The organism is Marinobacterium sp. YM272, assembly GCF_050908845.1.
GTDB lineage: Bacteria > Pseudomonadota > Gammaproteobacteria > Pseudomonadales > Balneatricaceae > Marinobacterium_D.
In genome coordinates this window covers 893,834-920,000 of the sequence record NZ_CP194171.1, presented here as the reverse complement: position 1 = coordinate 920,000, position 26,167 = coordinate 893,834, and the positions used below count along the sequence as shown (strand labels likewise).

At 58.2% G+C, this 26,167-nt stretch carries 31 protein-coding genes (1 of these 31 only partly in view); 4 read left to right on the top strand and 27 right to left on the bottom strand.

All coding sequences use genetic code 11. The features are described 5' to 3' along the window. The 4 genes in view from cyoE to ACQUQP_RS04320 are tightly spaced (at most 14 nt apart) and all read right to left on the bottom strand, a layout consistent with a single transcriptional unit that may run on beyond the window. A protein-coding gene (gene cyoE / locus ACQUQP_RS04335; RefSeq protein WP_432697586.1) for a heme o synthase crosses the window boundary here: on the bottom strand, window positions 1-813 show its 5' portion. Its footprint begins 96 nt before the window's first position; 813 of the gene's 909 nt are visible here — the first part of the coding sequence; it begins with the start codon at window positions 811-813; the stop codon falls past the left edge of the window. Then, entirely contained in the window at window positions 791-1,813 is a 1,023-nt protein-coding gene (locus ACQUQP_RS04330) for a COX15/CtaA family protein (RefSeq protein ID WP_432697585.1), read from the bottom strand. Before ACQUQP_RS04330 ends, cyoE begins: the two co-directional genes overlap by 23 nt. Window positions 1,814-1,827: 14 nt before the next feature. After that, complete coding sequence (locus ACQUQP_RS04325) at window positions 1,828-2,295, bottom strand: hypothetical protein (protein ID WP_432697584.1); 468 nt, start codon at window positions 2,293-2,295, stop codon at window positions 1,828-1,830. Further along, window positions 2,262-2,954, bottom strand: a complete 693-nt coding sequence (locus ACQUQP_RS04320; RefSeq protein WP_432697583.1) for an SURF1 family protein — start codon at window positions 2,952-2,954, stop codon at window positions 2,262-2,264. The genes ACQUQP_RS04325 and ACQUQP_RS04320 overlap by 34 nt, the downstream gene beginning before the upstream one ends. Window positions 2,955-3,028: 74 nt before the next feature. Here ACQUQP_RS04320 and ACQUQP_RS04315 point away from each other — a divergent pair, with 74 nt between their 5' ends. Beyond that, the gene (locus tag ACQUQP_RS04315; protein WP_432697582.1) at window positions 3,029-3,232 is read left to right on the top strand and encodes a DUF2909 family protein; all 204 of its coding nucleotides are present in this window, start codon (window positions 3,029-3,031) and stop codon (window positions 3,230-3,232) included. A gap of 8 nt (window positions 3,233-3,240) precedes the next feature. Here ACQUQP_RS04315 and ACQUQP_RS04310 read toward each other — a convergent pair whose 3' ends face one another. From ACQUQP_RS04310 to ACQUQP_RS04235, 16 genes are all read right to left on the bottom strand, one after another. Next, entirely contained in the window at window positions 3,241-4,128 is an 888-nt protein-coding gene (locus ACQUQP_RS04310; protein ID WP_432697581.1) for a cytochrome c oxidase subunit 3, read from the bottom strand. After that, window positions 4,125-4,697 (bottom strand): cytochrome c oxidase assembly protein, encoded by a 573-nt coding sequence (locus tag ACQUQP_RS04305; protein WP_432697580.1) that lies wholly within the window; start codon window positions 4,695-4,697, stop codon window positions 4,125-4,127. The genes ACQUQP_RS04310 and ACQUQP_RS04305 overlap by 4 nt, the downstream gene beginning before the upstream one ends. 4 nt (window positions 4,698-4,701) lie before the next feature. Further along, window positions 4,702-6,291, bottom strand: a complete 1,590-nt coding sequence (gene ctaD / locus ACQUQP_RS04300; RefSeq protein WP_432697579.1) for a cytochrome c oxidase subunit I — start codon at window positions 6,289-6,291, stop codon at window positions 4,702-4,704. Further along, window positions 6,291-7,427: a cytochrome c oxidase subunit II gene (coxB, locus tag ACQUQP_RS04295; RefSeq protein WP_432698672.1), complete on the bottom strand. Its 1,137-nt coding sequence runs from the start codon at window positions 7,425-7,427 to the stop codon at window positions 6,291-6,293. The genes ctaD and coxB overlap by 1 nt, the downstream gene beginning before the upstream one ends. A gap of 218 nt (window positions 7,428-7,645) precedes the next feature. Next, window positions 7,646-7,852: a DUF2970 domain-containing protein gene (locus tag ACQUQP_RS04290; protein ID WP_432697578.1), complete on the bottom strand. Its 207-nt coding sequence runs from the start codon at window positions 7,850-7,852 to the stop codon at window positions 7,646-7,648. A gap of 331 nt (window positions 7,853-8,183) precedes the next feature. Beyond that, window positions 8,184-8,423, bottom strand: coding sequence for a DUF3144 domain-containing protein (locus tag ACQUQP_RS04285; protein ID WP_432697577.1), 240 nt, complete (start codon window positions 8,421-8,423; stop codon window positions 8,184-8,186). A 14-nt stretch (window positions 8,424-8,437) separates the two neighbouring features. Then, window positions 8,438-8,740, bottom strand: a complete 303-nt coding sequence (locus tag ACQUQP_RS04280) for a hypothetical protein (protein WP_432697576.1) — start codon at window positions 8,738-8,740, stop codon at window positions 8,438-8,440. Between the two features lie 165 nt (window positions 8,741-8,905). Then, window positions 8,906-9,538, bottom strand: coding sequence for a sulfite oxidase heme-binding subunit YedZ (locus tag ACQUQP_RS04275; RefSeq protein ID WP_432697575.1), 633 nt, complete (start codon window positions 9,536-9,538; stop codon window positions 8,906-8,908). Next, the gene (gene msrP / locus ACQUQP_RS04270; protein ID WP_432697574.1) at window positions 9,529-10,533 is read right to left on the bottom strand and encodes a protein-methionine-sulfoxide reductase catalytic subunit MsrP; all 1,005 of its coding nucleotides are present in this window, start codon (window positions 10,531-10,533) and stop codon (window positions 9,529-9,531) included. The genes ACQUQP_RS04275 and msrP overlap by 10 nt, the downstream gene beginning before the upstream one ends. A gap of 249 nt (window positions 10,534-10,782) precedes the next feature. After that, window positions 10,783-11,553 (bottom strand): CDP-diacylglycerol--serine O-phosphatidyltransferase, encoded by a 771-nt coding sequence (pssA, locus tag ACQUQP_RS04265; protein ID WP_432697573.1) that lies wholly within the window; start codon window positions 11,551-11,553, stop codon window positions 10,783-10,785. A gap of 82 nt (window positions 11,554-11,635) precedes the next feature. Then, on the bottom strand, window positions 11,636-12,622 hold the full coding sequence (locus ACQUQP_RS04260) for a patatin-like phospholipase family protein (RefSeq protein WP_432697572.1): 987 nt from the start codon (window positions 12,620-12,622) through the stop codon (window positions 11,636-11,638). 158 nt (window positions 12,623-12,780) lie between these two features. Then, window positions 12,781-13,359 (bottom strand): protoglobin domain-containing protein, encoded by a 579-nt coding sequence (locus ACQUQP_RS04255; RefSeq protein WP_432697571.1) that lies wholly within the window; start codon window positions 13,357-13,359, stop codon window positions 12,781-12,783. Window positions 13,360-13,604: 245 nt separating this feature from the next. Beyond that, entirely contained in the window at window positions 13,605-13,823 is a 219-nt protein-coding gene (locus tag ACQUQP_RS04250) for a hypothetical protein (protein WP_432697570.1), read from the bottom strand. An 85-nt stretch (window positions 13,824-13,908) separates the two neighbouring features. Next, a complete protein-coding gene (locus ACQUQP_RS04245) occupies window positions 13,909-14,736 on the bottom strand; it encodes a dienelactone hydrolase family protein (protein ID WP_432697569.1) in 828 nt (275 codons plus the stop codon). Between the two features lie 225 nt (window positions 14,737-14,961). Next, window positions 14,962-15,456 carry an acetolactate synthase small subunit gene (gene ilvN, locus ACQUQP_RS04240; RefSeq protein WP_432697568.1) on the bottom strand — a complete coding sequence of 165 codons (495 nt, stop codon included), beginning with the start codon at window positions 15,454-15,456 and terminating at the stop codon, window positions 14,962-14,964. Between the two features lie 2 nt (window positions 15,457-15,458). Further along, window positions 15,459-17,180, bottom strand: coding sequence for an acetolactate synthase 3 large subunit (locus ACQUQP_RS04235; RefSeq protein ID WP_432697567.1), 1,722 nt, complete (start codon window positions 17,178-17,180; stop codon window positions 15,459-15,461). Between the two features lie 422 nt (window positions 17,181-17,602). Here ACQUQP_RS04235 and ACQUQP_RS04230 point away from each other — a divergent pair, with 422 nt between their 5' ends. Beyond that, window positions 17,603-17,869: a hypothetical protein gene (locus tag ACQUQP_RS04230; protein WP_432697566.1), complete on the top strand. Its 267-nt coding sequence runs from the start codon at window positions 17,603-17,605 to the stop codon at window positions 17,867-17,869. 34 nt (window positions 17,870-17,903) lie between these two features. Here the strand turns inward: ACQUQP_RS04230 and ACQUQP_RS04225 are convergent, their stop codons facing one another. From ACQUQP_RS04225 to ACQUQP_RS04205, 5 genes are all read right to left on the bottom strand, one after another. After that, window positions 17,904-18,743, bottom strand: a complete 840-nt coding sequence (locus ACQUQP_RS04225) for a 23S rRNA (adenine(2030)-N(6))-methyltransferase RlmJ (RefSeq protein ID WP_432697565.1) — start codon at window positions 18,741-18,743, stop codon at window positions 17,904-17,906. 36 nt (window positions 18,744-18,779) lie between these two features. After that, a complete protein-coding gene (locus ACQUQP_RS04220) occupies window positions 18,780-19,496 on the bottom strand; it encodes a hypothetical protein (protein WP_432697564.1) in 717 nt (238 codons plus the stop codon). A gap of 15 nt (window positions 19,497-19,511) precedes the next feature. Then, window positions 19,512-20,300 (bottom strand): response regulator, encoded by a 789-nt coding sequence (locus tag ACQUQP_RS04215; RefSeq protein WP_432697563.1) that lies wholly within the window; start codon window positions 20,298-20,300, stop codon window positions 19,512-19,514. A gap of 352 nt (window positions 20,301-20,652) precedes the next feature. Next, the gene (locus ACQUQP_RS04210; protein ID WP_432697562.1) at window positions 20,653-21,243 is read right to left on the bottom strand and encodes a malonic semialdehyde reductase; all 591 of its coding nucleotides are present in this window, start codon (window positions 21,241-21,243) and stop codon (window positions 20,653-20,655) included. 215 nt (window positions 21,244-21,458) lie between these two features. After that, window positions 21,459-22,481, bottom strand: a complete 1,023-nt coding sequence (locus ACQUQP_RS04205; protein WP_432697561.1) for an ABC transporter substrate-binding protein — start codon at window positions 22,479-22,481, stop codon at window positions 21,459-21,461. A 627-nt stretch (window positions 22,482-23,108) separates the two neighbouring features. On the opposite strand from ACQUQP_RS04205, the gene ACQUQP_RS04200 reads away from it, so the two are divergent. Further along, window positions 23,109-24,497 carry an amidohydrolase family protein gene (locus tag ACQUQP_RS04200; RefSeq protein WP_432697560.1) on the top strand — a complete coding sequence of 463 codons (1,389 nt, stop codon included), beginning with the start codon at window positions 23,109-23,111 and terminating at the stop codon, window positions 24,495-24,497. Between the two features lie 114 nt (window positions 24,498-24,611). Beyond that, entirely contained in the window at window positions 24,612-25,016 is a 405-nt protein-coding gene (locus tag ACQUQP_RS04195; protein ID WP_432697559.1) for a DUF4399 domain-containing protein, read from the top strand. Window positions 25,017-25,128: 112 nt separating this feature from the next. Here ACQUQP_RS04195 and ACQUQP_RS04190 read toward each other — a convergent pair whose 3' ends face one another. Both ACQUQP_RS04190 and ACQUQP_RS04185 read right to left on the bottom strand, forming a co-directional pair. Beyond that, window positions 25,129-25,275, bottom strand: coding sequence for a hypothetical protein (locus ACQUQP_RS04190; protein ID WP_432697558.1), 147 nt, complete (start codon window positions 25,273-25,275; stop codon window positions 25,129-25,131). A 137-nt stretch (window positions 25,276-25,412) separates the two neighbouring features. Next, window positions 25,413-26,132, bottom strand: coding sequence for an SIMPL domain-containing protein (locus ACQUQP_RS04185; RefSeq protein ID WP_432697557.1), 720 nt, complete (start codon window positions 26,130-26,132; stop codon window positions 25,413-25,415). Window positions 26,133-26,167 lie beyond the last annotated feature (35 nt).

Genomic DNA, 26,167 nt, shown 5'->3' with positions numbered 1-26,167 from the left:
AGCCTCCCGGGCACTGAACAGACGCCAGGCCCAGTACACCAGACGGGCGTCAATCACTAGTACGCAAGCGAGATAAATCAGACCACTGAGCCCGATAAAGTAAGGCAGCAGAGTCAGCAAAACAGTCAACAGCGTATACAGCAGGATCTGCAACCGGGTGAACGACTCGCCATGTGTAATCGGCAGCATCGGGATACCGGCACGGGCGTAATCATCTTTGCGCGCGATGCAGAGCGCCCAGAAATGTGGCGGTGTCCAGGCGAAGATAATCAGCATCAGGAGCAGACCATCCGCCGTCACCTCTCCGGTAACGGCAACCCAGCCGATCAACGGCGGCGCCGCACCTGCCACCCCGCCGATCACTATATTCTGCGGTGTGGCCCGCTTGAGGAATGCGGTGTAGACAAACGCGTAGCCGATCAGCGATCCCAGGGTAAGCCAGGCAGTCAACGGATTAACCGCCACGGCCAGAACAGCCACTCCAGCCACACCAAGTACTGCGGCAAAAACGATGGCCTGTAGTGGTGTGACTTTACCCTGGGGCAAAGGCCGGCGCGCGGTACGCGCCATCCTGGCATCGATCCCCTGATCCAGCACATGGTTGACCGCAGCAGCGGACGCAGCGGCCAGACCGACACCGATATTGGTCAGCAACAAGAGCTGCAGCGGGGGCACCTGAGGTGTTGCCAGACACATACCGACAACCAGTGTCAGCAGCATCACCATGACGACTCTCAGTTTGCACAGTCCCAGATAATCGCGCCAGCCTGCTTTCCCGACGATTTCCGGACTAGCCAGGGGATAAGTAGCCATGAATGACCTCCATTCGCTTGTGCTGAACACACGCCCTGTCATAAACGACCATCACCGACAGCAGCAGAAGAACGGCAACTGCATGATGCGCCGTCGCCAGCGCCAGGGGTAACTGGAAAATCACGTTGAAGATGCCGAGCAACACCTGGGCCGCGGTGACTCCCCAAACGAGCACCAACCAGGGTCTCAGCGCCAGCTGTGAACGAAGACGCAGAGTGGCCGCGACGAGAGCCAGCACAAATAACAGTGCGCCAAACCGGTGACTGATCTGTATCGCGGCGCGCGCCTCCGCCGGAAGCAGTCCCCCCTCATAATTGGGTCCCAGGGGAACCACCGGATTCATTCCTGTGGCAAAGTCATAGGCGACACCGCCCCCCTGATGACAGACAAACCAGTCATCGCAAGCCCAACCGGCGTAGTTGCTGCTTGTCCATCCCCCCAGAGCCAGTTGAAAAAACAGTACCGACAGCAGGATCACAACCGCAGGATCGGCGCGATGCCCAAACTGCCGCGGCCGCTCTTGTAGCGCTCTCAGGCGCTGCCGCAACCTCACGAGCAGCGCCAGCGTAGTCAGACCACCCAGCAGGTGCAGGGTCACAACCCAGGGCACCAGCTTCAGAGTCACGGTCCACATGCCAAACAGCCCCTGTACGCTCACCAACATTAACAAACCGCATGACAGCAACCAGGGATAGCCGTCCTGCCTGCGGTTTCGCAACGCCAAAACCGCCTGCACCAGGATCATCAGCCCCAGCAGGGAGGCTGCGTAGCGATGTACCATTTCCAGCCAACCTTTTCTGAGGTCGACGGCATGGCCGGGGAAGTTAATCAGGATTCGTTCTTCAATCTGGTGGGCCGGTGGCAGCACGAAGTGGCCATAACAGGCCGGCCAGTCCGGGCAACCCAGCCCTGCATCATTGAGGCGCGTCCAACCACCAAGCAACACCACTATGAGTGCCAGTCCTACCGAAATATTGATCAGCCGCCAGCTCAGGTTCACGCTCACCTCCCGACTCAGCCCAACTGAGACGCCTTCAAGAGACGCTTAAGATCTTTAAGCAACGGCTTGCCGATCAGCTCTGTCCTGTATTTCAGAACCAGGTTGCCGTTCGGATCGATCAACCAGACCCCTTTTGCGAGCGTCAAAGGTTCCGACTCCGCCACATGTACCCTGAGCCGGGTCGAATCACGCCCCAGGGCATCATGGATCGCTTTCAACTGCTCCAGCTGATCGCGACAGGGTTGCAGACAACGCTGCTCTGGCTTTACCAGCAGTGTCCAGTGCCCGATGTAGAGATCATCGCTACCGCCCCACTGCTCCAGTGTCAGCACGGGATTCTGCAACTCGCCCTGATTGACCCGCCCCTGGGTCACCGCCCATTGCTGGGTGTAGGCAAGGGTTGCCGCTCCCAGAGGAATCAGCGCCGTTGCCCAGATCGCCCAAAGCGTTAACCGTGATGCTGTTTTTTTCTTGTTTTCCACTCCAGCACTCCTCCCAGAATCAGTAGCGCCAACGCCAGCGCGAACCACTGAACCGCATAACCTACATGTCTTTCCGGCGGCATCTGCCCCGCCCCCGGGGCTCTGGCCTCGATCCCCGGGATGAGCGGCTGCTCCAGCCAGATCACCCAGGGGTGCAGATCAAGACGCCATCGGCTTTCCATCAGTGCAAGGCTCTGCTGCTGCAGCCGCCAGGGTTTATCACCCTGCTCGGCGCCAAGGGTATAGGTGTCTACCGGGTAGCCCAGCACACCAGACAGCTTCTTTGCCTCGGGCCTGCCCACTATTGGTTGTACCTCCCGGCTCGCCGGCAGCGGCAACCATCCCAGGTTGGCCACCATGAAAGAGCCATCCTCAAGCTGGACCGGCAGCAGCAGTTCGTAACCTGCTTTTCCCTGCTGCGTTCGGTTATCCAGGTACAACGGATTAACATCCGGCCAGGCCACCTTGAGCTCTGCTTTTAGCCAATTCCGCCCTGCCATGGCCGCTTCAATCCCGGGGCCGCTGCTAAATTGCAGTGCCTCACCCGCCTGTTCCGTCTGCCAAAGCCGCTTCTGCTCAGCGCGATCCAGCTGCCACAATCCCAGAGAGATGAGCCCAGCCAGCGCCAGCAGCCAAAGCGGATAAAGCCAGTACCTCACACCGACCTTGCCTGATACCTGCCTCTCTTGTTTACTGACTGGACCAGCCACGTGTGTCGTCACAGGAATTCATCATGTTTCGTGTTGCCGCCCTTTTCATCTTCGCCTCGATCGTCGTCGCGCTATTCACCAGTCTCTGGTTCATGATGAAAGACCGGGCTGGCGAAAAGCGTATGGCTAACACCCTGATGATCCGTGTGATCCTGAGCGCCGCCCTGCTGGCCCTTGTACTGTTCGGTTTCCTCAGCGGGCACCTGCACTCGCACGTCCCCTGGTAGCAGCAGGCTCAGAACACGTACACGAACAGGAACAACCCGATCCAGACCACATCCACAAAGTGCCAGTACCAGGCCACCGCTTCGAAGCCAAAGTGATGCTTGGAATCGAAATGGCCTTTAAGAATCCGCAGCAGAATAATGATCAGCATCAGGGTGCCGAGCGTCACATGCAGACCGTGGAAGCCGGTCAGGATGAAGAAGGTTGCGCCATACACGCCGGCATTCAGCGTCAAGCCCAGCTCGGTATAGGCATGGACATACTCGTAGGCCTGGAAGCCGATAAACACCACCCCAAGCGAGATTGTCGCAGCCAGCCAGAGCGCCACCGCCGCCCGCTTATCCTTGAGCAGTGCATGATGCGCCAGGGTCACCGTGAAGCTTGAGGTAACCAGCAGCACGGTATTCAACAGCGGTATATGCCAGGGATCGACGATCGCCCGGGGGCCGGCGAACTGTTCCGTATCCGGCGGGTTCATCAGCGGCCACTCGGCAGTAAAACCGGGCCAGAGCATCTGGGATACACCCTTGTCACCCTCTCCGCCCAGCCAGGGTACCGCCAGGGTACGGACATAAAAGAGGGCACCGAAAAAGGCGGCGAAGAACATCACTTCCGAGAAGATGAACCAACTCATCCCCCAGCGGAAAGATCTGTCCATCTGTGGGCTGTAAAGCCCTGCCCGGCTTTCATGAATCACATGACTGAACCAACCCACCAGGATGCCGCCCATCAACAGCGCCCCCAGCAGCAGCAACACCACACCGAGGGTGCCATCGGCTTTGCCACTCAGTCCGTTGATCGTTGTTCCCGCCCCGAATGCCAGCAGAAACATCGCGAAGGAAGCCATAATCGGCCAGCTGCTCTGAGCCGGCACGTAATAGGATGACTGGGCACTCATATTTGGGAACCTCCCATCTGGGTCGCTTCAGATCGTTTCGCCGTTTTATCCGGCGAGATATCGAAGAGCGTGTAGGAAAGCGTGATCGAGCGGATATGCTCGGGAAGCTCCTTATCGATCACGAACAGCAGCGGCATCTCGGCGGATTCCCCCGCTGCCAGAGTCTGCGAGTTGAAACAGAAGCAGTTCACCTTGTGCAGGTACTGAGCGGCCTCACCCGGCGCCACCGATGGAATCGCCTGGGCAACCATCGAGTGAGTCGTCGGATTGGTTGCCTGAAACGCGGTCTGGCGCATCTCGCCCGGGTTCACCTCCACCAGCGAATCCCGGGGGCCGAACTGCCAGGGCATACCCTCGTTATTCACCCCGATCAGGCGTACCTTGATCAGACGCTGGGCATCGATACCCGTCTGTTCCACCGGCCCGGTATTGGTGATCTTGCCATTCAGCCCCGTTACCCGGCAGAACACGTCATACAGAGGCACCAGTGCAAAGCCAAAGCCGAACATCAGGGTCGCCGCCAGCAGCAGGCGGGTGAGCAGGCGACGGTTAGCGCTGTTGCTGCTCATGGCTTCAGTCCACTTTCGGCGGCGTGCTGAAGGTGTGATAGGGCGCTGGCGAGTCCACCGTCCACTCCAGACCCTCGGCACCTTCCCAGACCTGCGCCGAGGCTTTCTCGCCACCGCGCACGTTCTGGATCACGTTCCAGACGAAGATCAGCTGGGAAAAGCCGAAGATGAATGCCCCGATCGACGCCACCATATTGAAATCGGCAAACTGCAGCGCGTAATCCGGGATACGCCTGGGCATCCCGGCCAAGCCGATAAAGTGCATCGGAAAAAAGGTGATATTGACGCCGATGAAACTGAGCCAGAAATGGATTTTGCCCATCCGCTCGTTCAACTGATGGCCGGTCCACTTCGGCAGCCAGAAATAGGCCGCCGCCATGATCGAGAAGATCGCTCCCGGCACCAGCACGTAATGGAAGTGAGCCACCACGAAGTAGGTGTCGTGATACTGAAAATCCACCGGCGCTATCGCCAGCATCAGCCCTGAAAATCCACCGATGGTAAACAGCACCACAAAGGCGATGGCAAACAGCATCGGCGTCTCGAAGGTCAGCGAGCCGCGGAACATGGTGGTGACCCAGTTGAACACCTTCACCCCGGTGGGCACCGCAATCAACATGGTAGCGAACATGAAGAACAGCTCACCCACCAGCGGCAGCCCCACAGTAAACATGTGATGCGCCCAGACCAGGAAGGAAAGAATCGCGATCGACGCCGTTGCATACACCATCGACGCATAACCGAACAATTTCTTGCGCGAGAAGGTGGGAATTATCTGGCTGATAATACCGAACGCCGGCAGGATCATGATGTAAACCTCGGGGTGACCGAAGAACCAGAACACGTGCTGGAACAGCACCGGATCACCACCGCCGGCGGCATTGAAGAAACTGGTGCCAAAGTGGATATCCATCAGCATCATGGTGACCACACCGGCCAGTACCGGCATTACCGCGATCAGCAGAAACGCGGTAATCAGCCAGGACCAGACAAACAGCGGCAGCTTCATCATCGTCATGCCGGGAGCGCGCATATTGAGAATGGTGGCGATGATATTGATCGCCCCCATGATCGAGCTCGCACCCATGATATGTATGGCAAAGATAAAGTAGGTCACGCTCGGTGGCGCATAGCTGGTCGACAGCGGCGCATAGAAGGTCCAGCCGAAATTGGGTGCACCACCATCCATGAACAGCGTCGAGATCAGCATCGCGAAGGCGAACGGCAGAATCCAGAAGCTCCAGTTATTCATTCGCGGCAGCGCCATATCCGGCGCACCGATCATCATCGGGATCATCCAGTTGGCAAGCCCGACAAAAGCCGGCATTACCGCACCAAACACCATGATCAAACCGTGCATGGTGGTCATCTGGTTGAAGAAACCGGGCTCGACCAGCTGCAGCCCCGGCTGGAACAGTTCGGCACGGATCAGCAGCGCCATTACACCACCGGTGAGGAACATCAGCAGGCTGAACCAGAGGTAAAGTGAACCGATATCCTTATGGTTGGTGGTGAACAGCCAGCGCCCTATCCCTTTGGCCGGGCCGTGGTGAGACTCGTGAATTTCGCCAGCGGTTGTATCCAAGGTCGCCATCAGTTGCCCTCCCCTTGTGTATCACTGCCGCCAATTCGGTCCGCTATCTGGGTCGGCGAAACCGCCTCACCGGTACTGTTGCCCCAGGCGTTGCGCTCGTAGGTGATCACCGCGGCAAGTTCCGCAGCACTTAGCTGATCGCGGAACGCCTGCATCGCCGTGCCGGCCTTGCCGTTCAGCACGATATCGATATGAGCCGCCACATCACCCACGGCGATCGGACTATTTTTCAGCGCAGGGAAGGCCGGCGGCAGGCCCTCACCGTTAGCCTGGTGACAGGCCGCACAGTTGCTGAGATACACCTGTTCACCGCTCTGCATCAGCTCATCCAGTGTCCAGGTGCGATTGGCAGCCTCGGCCGCTGCGGCTTTTTCCGCCTTGGCTTCGGCCAGCCACTGTTCAAACTCATCCGGCGTAACCGCCTCGACCACGATCGGCATGAAACCATGGTCCTTGCCGCAGAGCTCAGCACATTGACCGCGATAGATCCCGGGCTCATCGATCTGCGCCCAGGCCTCGTTGATAAAACCGGGAATGGCATCCTTTTTCACTGCCAGCGCTGGCACCCACCAGCTGTGAATAACGTCATTGGCCGTCAGCAGGAAGCGAATCTTGGTATCGGTGGGAAGCACCAGGTGACGATCTACTTCGAGCAGGTAGTTTTCACCCTTGCCCTGCTCGTTGGAAATCTGTTCGCGGGGTGTCGCCAGGTTGCTGAAGAAATCCAGGTCCTGATCCAGATACTGGTAACGCCATTTCCACTGATAACCGGTGATCTGAACATCGAGGCCAGCATCCTTGGGGTCATACATCTTGACCAGCGTCGCCGTGGCCGGTACCGCCATGGCGACCAGGATACCGAGGGGAATAATCGTCCAGATAACCTCCACCACTGTGTGCTCGTGGAAGTGGTGCGCTTTGGCGCCGCGCGACTTGCGGTGATGGAATATAGACCAGAACATCACGCCGAATACCACGCAGCCGATCGCTACGCAGATCCAGAAAATCGTCATGTGCAGATCGTAGATGGAGCGGCTTATCTCGGTCACACCGGGGCTGAGATTCACCGTCCACTCAGCCTGTGCCGTCAGCGGCATCAGGGCGAGTGGGAAGCTCCAGGGTCTTATTCTTATCATTCCCATGCCAGGCCTCCATAAGGATGTACCCGGGATCCGTCCCGACCCGCAAAGCGGGCCACTTTCCCTTTGGAATCAGAGGACTACGCAAATCCGGCTTGATATCTGGCTACTGGCTTTGCGTGCGACCCTCACAGCCGAGTATAGCAGCCACCAGAAAAACGCAAGGAAATGACAGAGACGGGAGGCGATCGTCGGGCTTTGTCGCCAAACAGGGATCAGGCGCCACTGAGGCTGAGCGCCCAACGTACGAGAAGTATCACGAAAAACACGAAAAATGCGGCCATCACCAGACCAATGACCACGAAATGGATTGCCCGTCCCTCCTTGAAATCTTCCTCTCTACGCTGCTCGGACTGGACACCAAAAAAGCCTGACAGAACACCCAGCAGGGTCTTCCACCAACGTTGCAGGATATGGCTCATAGGACTCACCTCCTCAGGAACCTGCGAGTAAGTCCCAAGTGATCTCTGCGAATCCTGAAACGTGCAGCTGCAAGGCGCAGTGTGCAGGAAATGGTGTACCCCTTTTCAAGCACTGCAACACAGCAGATGTGCGTTTCAGGACTCGCCCTTGGGGGCTTATAGCGCGAACCGTACTCTTTGTTACCGCTTCTCGACAGGCAACCAGCATGCCTTCAAAGCGGCGCCTCGATTACGGTCCGCGCTATAAGCCAGAATCTCATTGGGACTTACTTGCAGGCTCCTTAACGTATAGGTCAGGGGAGCTGGTTTTGCGAGATGAAACGCGGGGCTGTCAGCCCCCGCGCTTCATTTCCCGGATCGCTTCTTCGAGCATCTGGCGGTACTGGTCGGTCAGGAATCCCACCGCCTTGGCTGGATCCTCATCTTCTTGGCTCAGGTAATTGAACGCATTGAACCGCGCGGCGGCATGCATGATCGCGGCACTCAGCATTGGCTGCGCCCACTCTTCGAGCATCTCGTTGGCGAGATTGACGAACTCGTCGGAGACTTCAAAAAAATCGGCTTCAAGCATCTCGTACTCCTCGGTTACTCGATCAGATCGCCGCACAGATATTCATCTATCTCGCGCAGGAGGTAAGGGTTGGACTTGATATCCCGGGCCAGGGCCACACTCTCCGCGGGGCTGAAGCCGTTCAGATCGAACGACAGCGAACCGGCAGGGTGGTTGTCGTAAAAAAGACTGAGGTCAAGGCGGATGCTGTGATGCGGTTCTGTGGCCAGTTGCAGCCGGGAAACCACGCGCAGATGCCTATCCACCACGTTGATAAAGTTCAGTGCACCCTCAGCGTTAAATACTGGACGCTCGCTCTTTGCAGCGGTGTTCGACATCCTGCTCCCCCTGTCGTTTTACACGGACAACAAGGAGAATCTGCATATCGGATGCCAGAGCGGCACCCAGCCACACAGACCTAAGCCTTTGATACTAAAGAGGTGGCCAAAACCAAACATTCCAGAGTCAGGAAAGGGTTGTCGGGTTTACGCCAAAAAAACGCCTCAGGCGTTCTGAACCTTACGCTGCCGCTTGAGCCGGTAGGCGACGCGGTAGCCCAGCAGGAAAAACAGCACCAGTGCGTAGGCGAGTACCTCACCGTACCCTGCCCGGATCAGCCAGGCAAAATGCAGCAGCGCCAGCAGCGAGATCGGATAAATCAGATAATGCAGTTGCTGCCAGCGGCGTCCCAGTCGACGTACCCAGCCTCTTGTCGAAGTGACACCCAGTGCCACCAACCCCAGCCAGGCGACAAATCCGACGATGATATAGGGTCGTTCCGATAGCTCCCGGGCGATAAGGTCCGGACGCCAACCCAGGATAAAGGTAGCGAATGAGAGCAGGTGAAGGCAGGCGTAGAACAGCGTGTACAGGCCAAACATCCTCCGGTAACGCTGCAACCAGTTCCAGCCGAACAACCGCCGGAAGGGGGTAACCGCCAACGTCAGAAACAGCAACCTCAGCGTCCAGATACCGAAAAAGGTGACGATGGTCTGCGCCGGGTCCGCCCCCAGATCCAGGCTGTAAGCCGCCTCTGCGATATAGCCCAGGGGCAGCAGCGGCAGCAGAAAGAGCAGCCACCAGAACACCCTGCGGCCGGTGCTGGAGCGGTGCAACTCGGCAATACTCAGAACCATTTGCGCAGATCCATCCCCTGATACAGGTGTGCCACCTGATCAGCGTATCCATTAAACATCCGCGTATCGATCTGGTTGGGGTTGAACAGGGAAGACGGCAGGCGCCGCTCCGTTGCCTGACTCCAGCGAGGATGATCGACTTCCGGGTTCACATTGGCGTAAAAGCCGTATTCGTTAGGCGCCGTCTCGTTCCAGGTCGCCCGCGGCATCTGTTCGGTGAAGCGAATACTTACTATCGATTTAATGCTCTTAAAGCCGTACTTCCAGGGCACAACCAGCCTGAACGGCGCGCCATTCTGGGGCGGCAGCGCATCACCGTAGACACCCACGGCCAGCAGCGTCAGCGGATGCATCGCCTCGTCCATTCGCAGGCCTTCGGTGTAGGGCCAGTCCAGCGTACTGAAAAAGCTCTTCTGCCCCGGCATCTGCGCCGGATCATGCAAGGTGGTGAACTCGACAAATTTGGCGTTACCGGTCGGCTGCAACTGCGAAATCAGTTTACCCAGTGGAATGCCCACCCAGGGAATCACCATGGACCAGGCTTCCACACAACGCAGCCGGTAGATCCGCTCTTCCAGTTCGTGTGGCTTGAGCAGGTCCTCAAGATAATAGGAACCGGGTTTACCCACCTCGCCGCTGACCTCCACCTTCCAGGGATCGGTTTTCAGCCCCTGGGCCTTCGCCTTGGGGTCCTCTTTGGCCAGTCCGAATTCGTAAAAATTGTTATGGCCGGTGACATGGCGATAGGGGGTCAACGCCTCCCCCTCTATGGGCGTACCCCTGGCCGCTGCGCGCAGCTTGCTCTGCAGCCAGTCCGGTCCCGGATACCGCTTTGCCTCTTCCGGTAACTCATAACGCTCAAGCGCTCGTGCGGGCCCCGCCGCCATAAGCGCCCCACCGGCCAGCATCGCCTTGAGCAGCTGCCGGCGCTGACGATAGACCGACTCCGGCGTAATTTCGCTGGAGCGGATATCTGATGCCTGTTTGATCAACATCCATCGTCCTCCTGATTTAGCTATCTGTTCAATAGACACCGGGCGGAGGTGTCTTTCTCCCTTGAGTCGGTCGAGCCGTCCATTCCTTACAGCCAACATTGCAGTTACGCCAAACTTCAGCGTTTTCGATCAGTCCCCGGCGCCCCGAACCAGATTCGGGATCATCCGGATACCAGCCCATCGCCAAAAGAGGCATTCCCCAGAAACAAAAACGCCCCGGACAAGCCGGGGCGATTCTGACTGTTGCGCTTATTTTGCACCGCGCGGACGGCGTCTCCAGAGCCAGAGCAGCGGGCCGGAGATGGCGTAAAGCAGGAACAGCACCCAGAGGAACAGCGCCGGGTTGGTGGCGATAACCGCAACCACCAGAACGATCGCGGCCAGTTTAAGGAAATGAATTCGGCCTTTGAAATCCACATCCTTGAAGCTGTAGTAGAGAATATTACTAACCATCAGCACACCAGCCAGCGCAACGTAGACGGCCATGCCGTAGGCGAAACCGTTCGGGTCGATCTCATTGACCGTACAGAACCAGATCAGGCCAGCAATCGCTGCTGCGGCCGCCGGACTCGGCAGCCCCATAAAATAGCGTTTGTCGATGGAGCCGATCTGCGTGTTGAACCGAGCCAGTCGCAGTGCACCACCGGCGCAGTAGATAAAGGCGGCAACCCAGCCGACCTTGCCCAGATCACTCAGCACCCAGGTAAACGACACCAGTGCCGGCGCAATCCCGAAGGACACCATATCGGACAGGGAATCATACTCAGCACCAAACTTGCTCTGTGTACCTGTCATGCGGGCCACGCGGCCATCCAGCCCGTCGAACACCATCGCCAGGAATATCGCCACGGCGGCCGCTTCATAGCGTCCGCTCATGCCGGCGATCACGGCGTAAAAACCGGCAAACAGTGCACCGGTGGTGAACAGGTTCGGCAGCAGGTAAATCCCGCGGGGTTTGCGCCCCTCATGGTCGGTCTTGGCCGATTCGTTCTGCGGCTGCGGATCACTCGAGTCAGTCATAGGTCTCCGTCTCTTAATAGGCACTCGATGGCGCACATTCTACTCGACACCTGCGCCGGCGCACACCCGGTGGCCGGCTGGCCTAGAGAAAATAGCGTTGCAGAACACAGCTGGTCCTCTTCCCCACCTTGTTACCGTGCATGGAGATAAACCGACTGGCCTGGTCCCGCCCCCTGTCACGCAATTCGTAGAGAAAGGTCCGACTGGTGTTGTATTTGCTTGATCGATGCAGGGAGGCGAGCGTTTCGTCCGGTCCGATCATGTGGAAGCGAAGGCGGCGCAGACGCCGATTCAGCCGGCCGACGAGCCAGGGCCTGCGTTTCAAACGCTGCTGCATCAGAATAACGGCACGCATCTCGCGCATGAAGGCGGTCTGAAAGCCAAGCTCCGCCACCCGGTCAGCTATCGCCTGGGAGGTGGTGGGAAGCGAGGTTCTTTCCATCGGTTGCAGCAGAATCATCAGCAGGTCCAGGTTCTGCCCATCCATCAGCAGTGGATAAAGCACCGGATTACCGGCAAAACCACCGTCCCAGTAATACCGGCCATCAATCTCAACGGCCTGATGAAGCCGCGGCAGACAGGCGGATGCCAGCAGATGATCCACCTGCAGCTCGTGCTCCCGGAACAGCTTCAGCTTGCCGTTTTCGATCGATGTTGCGGCAATATACAGCTTGAACGGCGAAGCTTCTCTCACCGCCTGAAAGTCCACAGTCTCGATCAGCAGATCCTTCAGAGGGTTAATATCGAAGGGGTTCAGGTCATAAGGGGACAGGTGGGTACTGATACTCTGCCAGAGCCAGCTCATCGCATCGCCGAGCGCGCCGTGGGACAGATTGACCGGCTGCATCAGCTCTTCCCAGAACAGAGCCAGCTGCTGCCGGGCACCCGCGGCGCCATTTTTACGCCAGCCTTCGGCCAGCATCAACGCGTTCATCGCACCGGCGCTGGTGCCGCTTACCGCCTCTATCTCGAACCAGGGTTCTTCCAGCAGGCGATCGAGTACTCCCCAGGTGAATGCACCGTGGGCACCACCGCCCTGAAGCGCGAGGTTCAGCTTGATCCGATCCATTATTCAGCGACTCCGTTGCTTGTGCACTGCACAAAAATTGCGCAGATACGCAAAGGAGTCAAATGAAAGAATTTGGAAACGGGCCGCCGGGAAAGTGCTAATGCCCGTTGGAGCAGGTACCTATCCGGCGCCAAACAGCGCCGGGCGGTAGCCGGACATCAGGCGATGGCTGGAGTATCTTTATAGGCGGAGGCGAGATTGTTGAACAGTGCACGACTGATACCGGTAATCGCCATGAACTTCTCGAGCTCCCGGGCCAGCAACGATGTCTGGTAGGACTCCTGCATGATAATCAGGCAGAAGCCGGTCACGGCGCTGACCGCTTTCATCATCCGCCCCATCATCACCGGGTCACCGGCGTAGAGATCCGCCAGAACCGGGATCAGGTGTTTCTGAATCAGCAGCGTGCCGCTGGTCATAAACTCCACCGGCAGCCGAACCTTGACGTGAACATCACCGACATGATGCATGTAGGCGGCAAAGTCACTGTTATAGGGACCGGTAAAGACGCTGTCGAGCCAGGCCTTGTGAGTCGCCTTGAGGGCATTTAAACGCCCTTCCAGAAAGGGGCGCGCCGCAGGAATCTGCTGCAGTTCGGCGTAGAACTGTTCTGTGACTTGCGAAAGATAAGGCAGAAGCTTCGCCCCTTCTGCGACAAGCAACTGCTCATCATCAGCATCAAAACCCGAATACTGCTTACCATGCCGACACAGGTTGGCAAAATCCATCTGACTCATCACTGCACCCTTTATAAGCACTGATATGACAGCGTCATATCGATTGAAAGGGCGCTATTTTCTCACGCACCCCGGGGCTTACAAAGGTCAGCAGCCGCCTATCCATTGACTGGGCACAATGACTGCCAATTTAAGCTGGATCCTTCCTGCATCTATACGCAGGGCAGCATCTACCGGCGATTAAACGCTCTTCACGCGAGGGTATGTTGGCAAGGCGGTACTTTGACGTCCGGGCGCAGTGTCTATCAGCCAGCCCTGGGCGGCAAAGTGGCGATACGACAATGGGCATCCTTGAACGGGCCTCCCACACGGGACCAGCCGTCGCCGGGATCATACTGATGACACAGGCGATGCCCATCAACCCGGCTCTCCCAGAGATACCAGGGGGCGGGCTTGGCAAACGCCTGAATCGCCCAGATGGTTAGCAGGCATGCAAGAATGGCTACGGCCACCCGAATAAACACCGTCGGACTCCGCGTATATCGATGAGGGTAGTCAAGAGACAGCCAAAGGCCGCCTCTGGTTCCCTCCCGGGGACAGCTCCGCGACTCAACTCAGTGTTTTATGCAGAAAACTGAGGGTACGGCTCCAGGCCAGCGCTGCATCCTCATCGTCATAACGGGAGCCGGTCGGATTGGCAAAAGCGTGATCGGCCACGTACCAGTGCACCTCCAGATCGGTCTTTCCGGCCTCGGCCATCGCCTTCTCGAAGCCGTCGACCATCTCTTCGTTAATATTCTTGTCCAGGGTACCGAAATGCCCAAGCACAGGACCTTTCAAAGCGGCCAGCTCCTGCGCTGACTTGGCCACATTGCCGTAGTAGATCACGGTGGCATCTACCGAAGTTGCCAGGGATGCGTTAAGTGACCAGCCACCACCGAAGCACCAGCCCAGGGTACCGACCTTGCCGGTGCTGTTGGGATGCTGCTTGAGCCAGTCGATCCAGCCTACCAGCGTCTGTGTAGCAACCTCGGGATCGAGCGCCTTGCGCAGCGCCATCGCCTCTTCGCGGGTATTGCCGTAGCCACCGTTGTAGAGGTCAACGGCGAGGGCAATAAAGCCCTTCTGGGCAAGCTCCGAGGCGAAAGTTTTTATCTCGTCGTTAAGCCCCCACCATTCATGGATCAGCACCACTGTGGGTGCTTTTTCCACCCCCTCGGGTAGAGCAAGGTAGGCCTGGGCAGTCTGACCACCCGGCAGTGCCAGAGAAACCTTCTCAAGCTTATCCGCCGCTGCCTGGACCAGCTGAGCATCTGCGAGCACCACCGCCAGAGGCAAGGCAGCCATCCCTTTCAGAAACGCGCGCCGCTGCTCCAGACTTGCCCGCGGTAGAGGCTTATCAGACTGTTTTTGTCCACAACCGGTTATATCGCACATCTTTTCTCTCCTTTAGACAAGATCGCCGCTATTACCCTGCTCAAACTCTCAAGATTGAGAACAGAATAGACCCTAACGCGCCGATGAGTTCGGCCAGGAAGCGATGGACCTGATGAAACAGTGGTGAGGAAACGGCAACAAAAAACCGCCTGCCGCTTACCGGTCTTACGACCGATATGCGACAGGCGGTTCATGTTTAGTGCCGAAGCTGACTAAAGGTCGGCGTTAAAGGCTCAACACCTTCTCGCCACGAGCGATGCCGGATACACCTGAGCGTACCACCTCCATGATGCTGGCCATGTTGCCCAGCGAGGCGATAAACGCGTCCAGTTTGTCGGACGCGCCAACCAGCTGCACGGTGTAGGTGTTCGGCGTGACGTCGATGATCTGGCCACGGAAGATATCGCAGGTACGCTTGATCTCCGCACGCATCTGGCCGTTGGCCTTCAGCTTGATCATCATCAGCTCGCGCTCGATGTGATCACCTTCCGACAGATCCACCACCTTGACCACGTCGATCAGCTTGTTCAGCTGCTTGGTGATCTGCTCAACCACGCGATCGTCACCGGTGGTGGTGACGGTCAGGCGTGACAGCGTGGAGTCTTCGGTGGGCGCCACGGTCAGCGACTCGATGTTGTAGTTGCGCTGGGCGAACAGCCCGACAACTCGCGACAGCGCGCCCGGCTCGTTCTCCAACAGAACTGAAATGATATGGCGCATGATCAGGTCCTCTCCGTCTTGGTCAGCCACATGTCACGCATGGCACCGCGCGGCACCTGCATCGGATAAACGTGCTCGAACGGGTCGACCGCGATATCCATGAACACCAGTCGGTCTTTCAGCGAGAACGCTTCGCGCATCGCACCTTCCAGGTCGGCATACTTGTCGACCTTCATACCGACGTGACCATAGGCTTCAGCCAGCTTGATGAAGTCCGGCAGAGACTTCATGTAGGACTGAGAGTGACGTGATTCATAGTTCATATCCTGCCACTGACGCACCATCCCGAGGGACTGGTTGTTGAGGCAGAGAACCTTGACCGGCAGATCGTACTGCTTGCAGGTGGACAGCTCCTGAATGTTCATCTGGATACTGCCTTCACCGGTAACGCAGGCAACGTCCGCATCGGGGAAGTTCATCTTCACGCCCATGGCCGCCGGCAGGCCGAAGCCCATGGTGCCGAGGCCACCGGAGTTGATCCAGCGGTTGGGCTTGTTGAACTTGTAGTACTGGGCCGCGAACATCTGGTGCTGACCCACATCGGAGCAGACATAAGCGTCGCCACCGGTGACCTTGCTCAGCATCTCGATAACCTGCTGCGGCTTCATCAGCTCGGAGTCGGCAGTTTCATAGCGACCGCCATGACGGCCACGCCACTCGTCGATCTGCTTCCACCAGGTATCCAGCGCTTGCGCATCCGGCTGCTTCTTGCTGTCCTTGATCTGGGCGATCATCTCTTCCAGAACGATCTTGGACGGGCCCACGATCGGCACGTCGGCACGCACGGTCTTGGAGATGGAGGCCGGATCGATATCGATATGGACGATGCGCGCGGTCGGACAGAACTTGTCCACAGCGTTGGTGACACGGTCATCGAAACGCGCGCCGATCGCCAGAATCAGGTCCGCGTGATGCATCGCCATGTTGGCTTCGTAGCTGCCGTGCATCCCCAGCATGCCGACGAACTGACGATCGGTACCGGGATAGCCGCCCAGCCCCATCAGCGTGTTGGTCACCGGGAAGTTCAGCATCTTCGCCAGTGCGGTCAGCTCCTCGCTGGCACCACCGAGGATAACGCCGCCACCGGAGTAGATCACCGGGCGACGCGCCTGCAGCAGCATGTCTACAGCCTTGCGGATCTGGCCGCTGTGGCCGCGGCTGATCGGGTTGTAGGAGCGCAGCTTGACCGACTTCGGATACTCGTACGGATAGCGATCGGTCGGTGTGGTCATATCCTTGGGGATATCCACAACAACCGGGCCGGGACGACCGGACTCGGCGATATAAAACGCCTTCTTGATGATCCCCGGGATCTCTTCCGGATGACGGACACTGAAGTTGTGTTTCACGACCGGACGGGAGATACCGAGCATGTCGGTTTCCTGGAAGGCGTCTTCGCCGATCAGGTGGCTCATGACCTGGCCGGTGATAACGACCATCGGGATGGAATCGGTGAATGCGGTAGCGATACCGGTTACAGCATTGGTCGCACCAGGGCCCGAGGTTACCAGCGCGACGCCGGCCTTGCCGGTCGCACGCGCATAAGCATCGGCCATGTGAGTCGCAGCCTGCTCATGGCGCACAAGAACGTGCTGGACATCCTCCTGCTGGAAAAGCGCATCGTACACATGCAGAAGCGCGCCGCCGGGATACCCATAGATATGTTTCACGCCCTCGTCGCGGAGCGCGCGAACTACCATTTCTGCGCCTGAAAGTTGTTCCACTTGTATTACCCTCTACTCAGCACCGACAACCCAGTGTGCCGGTGGCAAACAGTTCAATTAAAGTGCGTCTGAAAACACCCGCGAGCGCAGCGATAGTGACGCCTGCGAACGCAAACCGCGCAAATTCAGCCTCGGATGCCCATCGGAATGGACGGTGGATTCGGAGCCGGTCAGTACGGGGATCGCCCATATGGACCTGTTTCTGTTCTGAGCTCTAAGCCGGGTACTGCTTAAATAGCCACAAAGAGTCTATGGGATCGGGATTTCCTGGCCCCACCGACAGAAAAATAGCCCGGTATTTTGTCACCCTGTCGTTTTTTGATCAACCGAACAACTCTGTTTTCTGCACCCTTTTACGCCCCTGTGCAGTTCCGAGGAGTCAGGTTATAGTGAAGAAAGATGAAGGTTAGGGAGTCAGCCCGATGAGCGTATCCGATATCAAGAACAAAGAGCGTGTTATCAACGAACTGCTGAGGTTCATCCGCAAGGTCTTGGACGAGCCGGAAATCTGTAACAAGGCCAAGGAGATCGCCCGCAAGCACATCGACAAAAAGGATGCGGCTCAACTGATCGCCGAAGAGCTTTCAGGCACCACCAATGTCAACATCCCGATCGAGCACAGTGACGCTGACCGCCTGTTTCTTGAAGTCCTTGAGGACGTGGTCAAAGACGAAAAAGCGCTCTACTGAGCGCTCTTAAGGAAGATTGAGGGGCCTGTCAGATCTAGACCGGCTCTCTCAGCCACTGCAGCGATACTGCATCTGCTGCCAGCCCCAGCGCCGCCGCCAGTGCCGGCATCGCCGTCTCGAGCGACTTATCCAGCTGCCAGGGCGGGTTCACCACCAGCATGCCGGAACCGTACATTTTGCCGCAGTCTTCGTGGGCGACTCGCAGTTCGCTGCGCAGCACCGCGCCCTCCACCGCATCGACAACCCCCTTTAGCAGCCCCTGCCAGCGGTTCGCCGCCAGCAGCGGATACCAGATCGCGAAGATGCCCACCGGCCAGAGACGTTGCGCCCTGGTCAGGAAACGCACCACCTGCTCGTACTCGTCCTTGACCTCGTAGGAAGGATCGATCAGCACCAGACCGCGACGGGGATCCGGCGGCAGCAGCGCCGACACACCTTCGTAGCCATCACGATGATGCACGGCTACGCGCTCATCACGCCTGAAAACAGCGCGCAGCGCTTCAACCTCTGCCGGGTGCAGCTCCATCAGGGAGATCCGGTCATTCTGCCGCGCCATTGCCGCGCTGATACTGGGCGAACCGGGATAGCGGCTCAGTTCATCGCCAGTGTTCACGCCGCGCACCTGATCCAGGTACGCCTGAAGCAGAGGATCGCTGCTGCCGGTCTGCCAGAGCCGGGCAATACCCTCGCGGTATTCACCGGTTTTCTGCGACTGGTCATCCGCCAGGTCGTACAGGGCACGCCCACTGTGGGTCTCCAGATAACTCCAGGGCTTGGCTTTACGGTTGAGAGCTGAAAGTACGCCAACCTGAACCAGGTGTTTGTGCAGGTCGGCGAAGTTGCCGGCGTGAAAGCCGTGCTGGTAGCTAAGCATTAACTCTGTCCAGTTTAAAGGCGGTGCACTGCCGCGTCAGGGGATATGCGGCACCCGCAGATGAGGAAAAATCGCCGCCATACCGGTGGCAATATCACGCAGCAACGGCCAGCGTTCTCCGTAAAGCACCGTATCACCGGACTCGGCATAGACTCCCATCATGCCCGGCATTCCGCTGTAGGGCTGGTAGAGTGAGCCCTTGGTCTGGCCGCTGCACTCAAAGCGTCCGGGACCTGTTTTCGAAAACGCCCAGCCATTACCACCCCAGACCGGCGGATTGTCCGCTCCCTCTACAAGGCAGATCCGGGCGTTTTTCAACACCAGGGCGTAGCCGGGCTGGCCCCGACGGACCACGTCGAAGGCGTTCATAACTGCACCCGGAGTGACAGACAAGGTAATCATCGACCAGCGATTGGGGTCATCCAGATGCCTGAACAGGATCAGCGCCTGGTTGCCGTTGGGCGACTTGAGGGCTCCGGTGACCCGGTAATCGCGGCTGATCTTCAGCGGGTTGGTCACTCGGTACAGCGGCGCGCCCAGGTAGTGCGACAGCAATGCCAGTGCCAGCTCCTGCTCCTGGCCAAAGCCCTGGGTCTGCCCCAGCGTCAGCGGTCTTGGCGTCACGGAGTTTTCCGGCGTCGGCTGGGGTTTGGGTTCCAGCTCCGGCTCCGCCTTCTGGGTGGCACATCCAGCCAGCAGACCGCCTGCAACCGCCAGGGTGATACATGATTTCAGCAGGGTGCGCCCTGTCATCCACTCTCTCCTTAATCAGCGCACGCTGGCGATATATTTCGACAGGTGCGCCATCTTATCCGTATCGTCATCCACAAACTGCACCCTTACATCCACGTAGGGCGTATTCAGACTCGGTTCAACCGCCTGCATCGACAGCACAAAGCCGTTGATACGTGCGACCGAGTCTCCCGAGAGTTGTTCAATATCGACCACCACCTGATCGAGCAGTACCGGGAAACGTCCCTCGTTCTTGATCACCACACGCACTTCACGCAGCGTCAGCTCCTTGATAGCACAGCGGAATGTCTGATCCGAGCAACGCAGCTGGGCCAGGCCCTTGGGCTTTGGCATCGATTTTCCGGCCGGAGCCCCACCATCCTTACGCGCCTTGTCCTCTTGCAGCATTTTAGCCGCGCGCGCCTGTTGCTCAGGGCTCAAGGCACCGCCCTTGGCCAGCGCCTTGACGATCTTCTGTACCAACTGCTCGCTGGTAAAGGGCTTGCCAAGATAATCGTTAACCCCGGCCTGGATTGCCTTGAGCACGTATTCCCGCTCCCCCCTGCTGGTCACCATCAAAAAGGGGGTGGTTTTGTAGTTTTCCTGGGACCGGGTCCACTGCAGCACTTCTAGGCCGCTCATCTCCGGCATTTCCCAGTCACACAACAATATGTCGTATTGGGTCTGCTGCATCGCACGGGTCGCATCCTTGCCGTTCTCGCAAGCATCGACGGAAGACTCGGGAAAAGCTTGGCGAACCATAGCGGTCACCCGTTCGCGAATAAACTTCGCGTCGTCGATCACCAGTACGTTGAGTTTGCTCATCTGTCAGGTTTACTTCCGCTGCATCATAACTGTTTTACACTCTCCCATAATCCCGCCCTGGACTGAAGAGAAGACTGTCTTCAGAGTGAAACAGATCAGTATTTTATGGCGATTTTAGCCGCCGACGCTCAGGCCAGCTGCCTGGCATTAACCACTACCTTTACCCAACAGTGATCATCCTGTCGAGAAAGCCTGAATTGGCGCCATTGTACCAGCGCCACCTGGGAAAGCACCGGCCGTCGGAAACAGAAAAGGCCGATGAACCTGGCACTCAGATTCATCGGCCTTTTGATTATTGGAGGGTTTGGCTGACGGGTTTACGCGGGCCAGGCCCGCACTGCAGTGGCAGAAATCAGAGTATGGCGGCGACCTGGTCAAACGCGAGGCGCTGACCACGGGGATGGTGACCGCCTTCGGCGCCATAACCCAGGTTGACGATAAAATTCACCTTCCAGCGACCTTCAGGGAAGAATTCGGCGTTGACCTTGTCCGCATCAAAGCCGCTCATCGGGCCGCAATCGAGTCCCAGCGCCCTGGCGGCGGTGATCAGGTAAGCGCCCTGCATGGAACCGTTACGGAAAGCAGTTTCCTGCGCCAGGCCAGTGTTGTCGCGGAACAGAGGCGCGGCATCGTAGGCGGTAAACTGGGTCGGCAGGTGCTCGTAGAACTCGCTGTCGCTGGCGATGATGACGGTCAGCGGCGCGCTGCGGGTCTTTTCTGCATTACTGGCGATCATCGCCGGCAGCAGACGTTCCTTGGCTTCCTGGCTCTGGATAAACAGGTAACGACCCGGCTGGGTGTTCATGGAGGTCGGCCCCCACTTCAGCAGGTCGTAGAGTTCGGCGATGGTCTCTTCACTGATCGCCTTGTCGGCAAAACTGTTATAGCTGTGCGCGTTGAAGAAAAGCTGATCGAGCGCCTGCTGGCCAAGAGCTTCTGACATTAAATTCACCTCGATTCTGGAGAAGTTTCAATGTCACCACTTTACTGGCGGAGGCGGTCCGGAAACAGCTCAAAAACCTAGACTAATTGATCGATAAATCTGATCATCCACCCCTTCTCAGCGCTGATCACATTTAATTCATCGATTACGGCCTCTCCCAAACAGAAACAGCCCGACGCGTTAACGCCAGGCTGTTTATTCGGCCGTGCTGAGGATCAGTTCACCGGCATGAAGTCGCGGGTCACCGCAGTTTCCGGGTCAAAGCCTGAAGCGTCATGCTCCTGCGCCCTGGACACCCACTTCCAGCTGGTAGCCAGGCGCTCAGGCGAAAAGGCGCCCATGCCATCGCGCTCGCTGACGCTGTTATAGACCAGCGGACGGATAGAAAGGATGGTGTTGGTGGCGGTTTCCGCATCCACCTCCGGCACCATCTCATGGACGATCTGGCCACTCTCCTGCGGATTCTCCCAGGTGTATTCGATCGCCTTGGCATAGGCCGCCACAAAGCGGCGCGCCACCTCTGGCCGCTCTTCCAGGAAGCGGTCAGAGGCGATCACCGAGGTGGAGTAAAACTCCAGACCGGCGTCATACCAGGGCAGCTCTTTCAACTGCACACCGGCCTGCTGCGCCTGAGTCTGGTAAAGCACCGAGTCGGTAATCCATGAAATCACCACATCCGTGTTGCCCGCCAGCAACATGGGGTTCAGCGCCCCCGGATCAGCCTTGAGCACCTTGACCGAATCCTCCTCTACGTCGTTGAGGTCCAGCAGCAGCGGCAGAAACAGGTTGGATGAGCTGAACGGCGAGGTCGCCAGACGCTTGCCGGCCACATCGGCTACGGAGTCAATCCCCGAATCCGCCGGCACGAAAAAGGCGTGCGGCGCCTGGCTGAATACCGAGTACACGCCCGATACCGGCACATCATTCTCGGCCCGCGCCATCAGCAATGACACCAGGTCACTGAGCCCCACATCGGCGTTGCCCGAGGCGATCTTGGTAATCGCATCGGTAGAACCGCGACCGCTGGCCACGCTGACATCCAGACCCGCCTCTTCAAAGATCCCCTTGCTCAACCCGACATAGATCGGCGCCTTGTCGCCTCCGGGTAACCAGTCGAGCTGAAAGCGGACCTTGTCCGCCGCCTGGGCATGCAGAGTCAGGCCCAGTAGACCGGCCGCGAGAGTCCCTCTCAGCAGTGTTTTTCCCAGCGCTTTCGGCATACGCATAGTGTTTTTCATGATCTTCGCTCCAACGCACTTGTGACATGAGTGACCGCCAAACCAGAAGGCAGGCAGTGGCAACAGCGACAGCACCGGGGTTGGACGAAGCGGAAAGGGCGAGAGGGACTGGGTACACAGGTACTGTTAAAACGGACCTGTCACTTCCCTTTCGACGCTCCACCACGGGGCCGCCGACGGGCAGTGAGCAATGTCCTTGCAGCAACGACTGGCGCCACCACATCACAGCTTCTACTCAATGCACCTGCACACCTGCCTGTTAGCAACTGGCAATTGCGGTGTGCCCGCTGAACAAAGCAAATGGTGGGCCAGCAAAGCCAAAGTACAGGAAGCATGGGGTCTGTGGGATACACAGGGCGCAAACATAGAATCCTTTGCCGCGAGACCCGCCCAATTTATGGGCACAAAAAATACATTTGCACCACAACTATTCACAAACCATATGAGTGAAACGAATGAATCACAGAGACTATCGCTAACGCCAGGGTTTGGAACACTCTTTGCTGCACAGGAGAGATCCCCGCAGGGATAACCTTATCGAACCCTAGAGTTTCAAGAGTAGAAGCGGTTTGCGCCCCCAGGGCCAGGACATTGCTCTTTGTATTCCGACGTCACAAGGAGCTTCAGATGCCAACCTCACAGGCACCCGCCGTTCTTATCCGTAATGCCAGCGCCATTCACTTTCCGGCCGGCGCCGATCAGAGCCAAGCCAGCGACCTGCGCCTGCGCGATGGCAAAATCAGTGAGATCGGTACCGGCCTGCTAGCCGCTGCCGATGAACAGATTATCGACGCCAGTAACTGCGTGATCTATCCCGGCGCCGTAAACACCCACCATCACCTGGCCCAGTCGATCCTCAAGGGGATTCCCGCCGGACTGAACCAGCCGCTGGGCGAATGGCTGGCCAGCGTCCCCTACCGCTTCTGGCCCGAAATCGATGCGCAGCTGATGTACGATGCCGCCCGGCTCGGCCTATACGAGCAGCTGCGATCCGGCGCTACCACCTGTGCCGATCACCACTACCTCTACCACGCCAACACCTCAGCGGAAGTGGAGGACGCCCTCTGGCAGGCGGCTGACGAGCTGGGTATCCGCCTGGTGCTTTGCCGGGGAGCTGCCACGGCAACCGGTAGCCACAAGGGGATGCAGGAACGCAATATCCAGCCGGAGACGCTGGAGCAGGCGCTTTCTCGCCTAGAGCAGAGCTACAGCCGCTACCACGACCCGGACCCCTTCTCCATGCGCCGACTGGTCGTAGCCCCCACCAGCCTGGTGCACACCTCGCCGCGCGAACATCTGCTGGCGTTCGCCCACTGGGCCCGGGAACGTGACCTTAAGTTGCACTCTCACCTGCTGGAAGTGAGCTTCGATGAGGAAAGCGCCCGTGCCAAGTACAGCATGAGTGCCGTGGACTATGCCGATAGCTGCGAACTGCTGGGTGAGGATGTCTGGTTCGCGCACCTGGTCAAGGCCGATGCCACAGCGATCGAAAAACTGGCGCGCAGTGGCACCGCAATCGCCCACTGCCCTACCTCCAACTGCCGCCTGGGCAGTGGCATCGCTCCGGTGATGGCGATGCGCGATGCCGGTATGCGGATCACCCTGGGCGTGGATGGTTCCGCCTCCAGCGAGTCCGCCTCGATGATGCAGGAGATGAACCTGGCCTGGCTTCTTCACCGCAGCCAGGCGGGTGCCGATGCCACCAGGGTAGAAGAGGTGATCGACTGGGGCAGCCGCAATGGCGCCGGGCTGCTGGGACTGAACACCGGGCGTATCGCGACCGGCTGTGCTGCCGACCTGGCGATATACAGTCTCGATTCCTTGCGCTTCAGCGGTATGCATTCAGCGCTAGAAACACCCCTGATGTGCGCTGAGCCGGTGAACCTCAAATACAGCTTCGTCAACGGGCGGATGGTCGTGAGCGACAACCAGGTACTGGGTGTCGATGAACAGGCGCTGCGGGCTTCGGTTCAGCAGGGAATCAGCAAGCTGCTGGCGCGGGCACCGCGGCACTGATACTGGCGCGGACTGAGGGGGCAGACTACCTTGCAAGGGTCGGATCGGTGCAGTTGCGACTCTCACCCAATCTGTATGTAACCCAACAGCATGCAAGGATATGGACGTTTGACTATGAAAAAACTACTCGCCATAACAGGACTCGCCGCCCTCCTGAGCACCAGCGCTTTTGCAGCCTCGTCACCGGAAGGGGCCGCGGCCTACATCATCTCGCCCAGCGATGGTGCCACCGTGCCGGCCACCTTCAAGGTTATCTTTGGCCTCAAGGGCATGGGCGTCGCACCTGCCGGCACAGACAAGGAAAACACCGGCCATCATCATCTGCTGGTCGATGGCGAGCTGCCTCCGATGGATACCCCCATGACCGACCAGGTAAAACATTTCGGTGGCGGCCAGACCGAAACCGAACTGACCCTGGAACCGGGTACCCACACGCTGCAACTGATTCTCGGCGATATGGCGCATCAGCCCCACGATCCGCCCGTGGTCTCGGACCAGATAACGATTACCGTGGAATAAGCACTACTGAAACGACTGAGACCCTATCGCCGCGGAAAAACAAACAGCCCGTCAGATCAGTGATGGGCTGTTTACGTTTGAAGCGGGGATGACGGCTCTGGCAGCGATGCACTCAACGGCTCGGTTTGGCCAGGCAGACCTGATCGCCGTAGTAGTTATCGCTGTAGTTGCAGCCGCTGCACTGAACTTCGGCGGGCGCGGCAGACGCGGTTGTTTCCCGGGCGGAAACGACTGATACGTAGCGGAAGATGTGATCCATGACTGTTCTCCTCATATCTGTTCACAGCCTCAGATTAATCAGTTTCAGCCAGCGCCGGAAATTGCATATCCCTCTGGATGCTATAGCTGACAACTATTAAACATGGTTAGGCTAAAGGCAGAGACAATCACTAAGGATCAGTCCGACAGATAATACTCCACCGTGGAGACGACCCTGAGTTTCTTGATCTGTGGATTGTTGGTGTCCCGGGCGCTGATGCTGAACTGGCCCTGGGAGGCCTTGCGGATCTTGCCCAGCGTGCTTTGCGAATCCTCGGCGAACTTTTCCGCCACTTCCCGGGCGTTGCGGGTGGCCTCTTCGATCATCGCCGGCTTCACCTCGTTGAGCCGGGTGAACAGGTACTGCGGTGTGACACCGTAGCCCATACCGGTAAACACTATGCCCTGCTTGCCCAGCTCAGAGATCGAATTCATCACCGCCCTGACCTGGTCGATCTGGTCCGAGTAGACGGTCACGCTCTGCTGTGCGGTATAGCGGAATTCGGCGTTACTGCTGTTGCCATAGGCCTGGGCTGACTTATCCATCAGTGAGGGCGGCGACGAGGAGATCGCCGCTTCGCTGATCCCCTGTGCCATGAGGAATTCACGAATCATGCGTGTATTCCGGTCGATCTCGTCGTACAGCGGCTGGAGCTGGTTACCGGCCACCGAAAACTGGATCGGCCAGATCACGATATCGGCGGGATACTCCCGCTCCGACAGACCTTTGACCACCACGGTACGATCAAGCTGCTTATAGCTGATCGCAGCCTGGCCCAACTGATAACCCAGGGCGGAAAACCCCAGCAAAATGCCGACGCCAAGCAGTAATGCCGCCAGTCGATTATTTCCCTGCATGCTGATCTCCCCGGGTCTGCAAAGTCTGAGGTTCA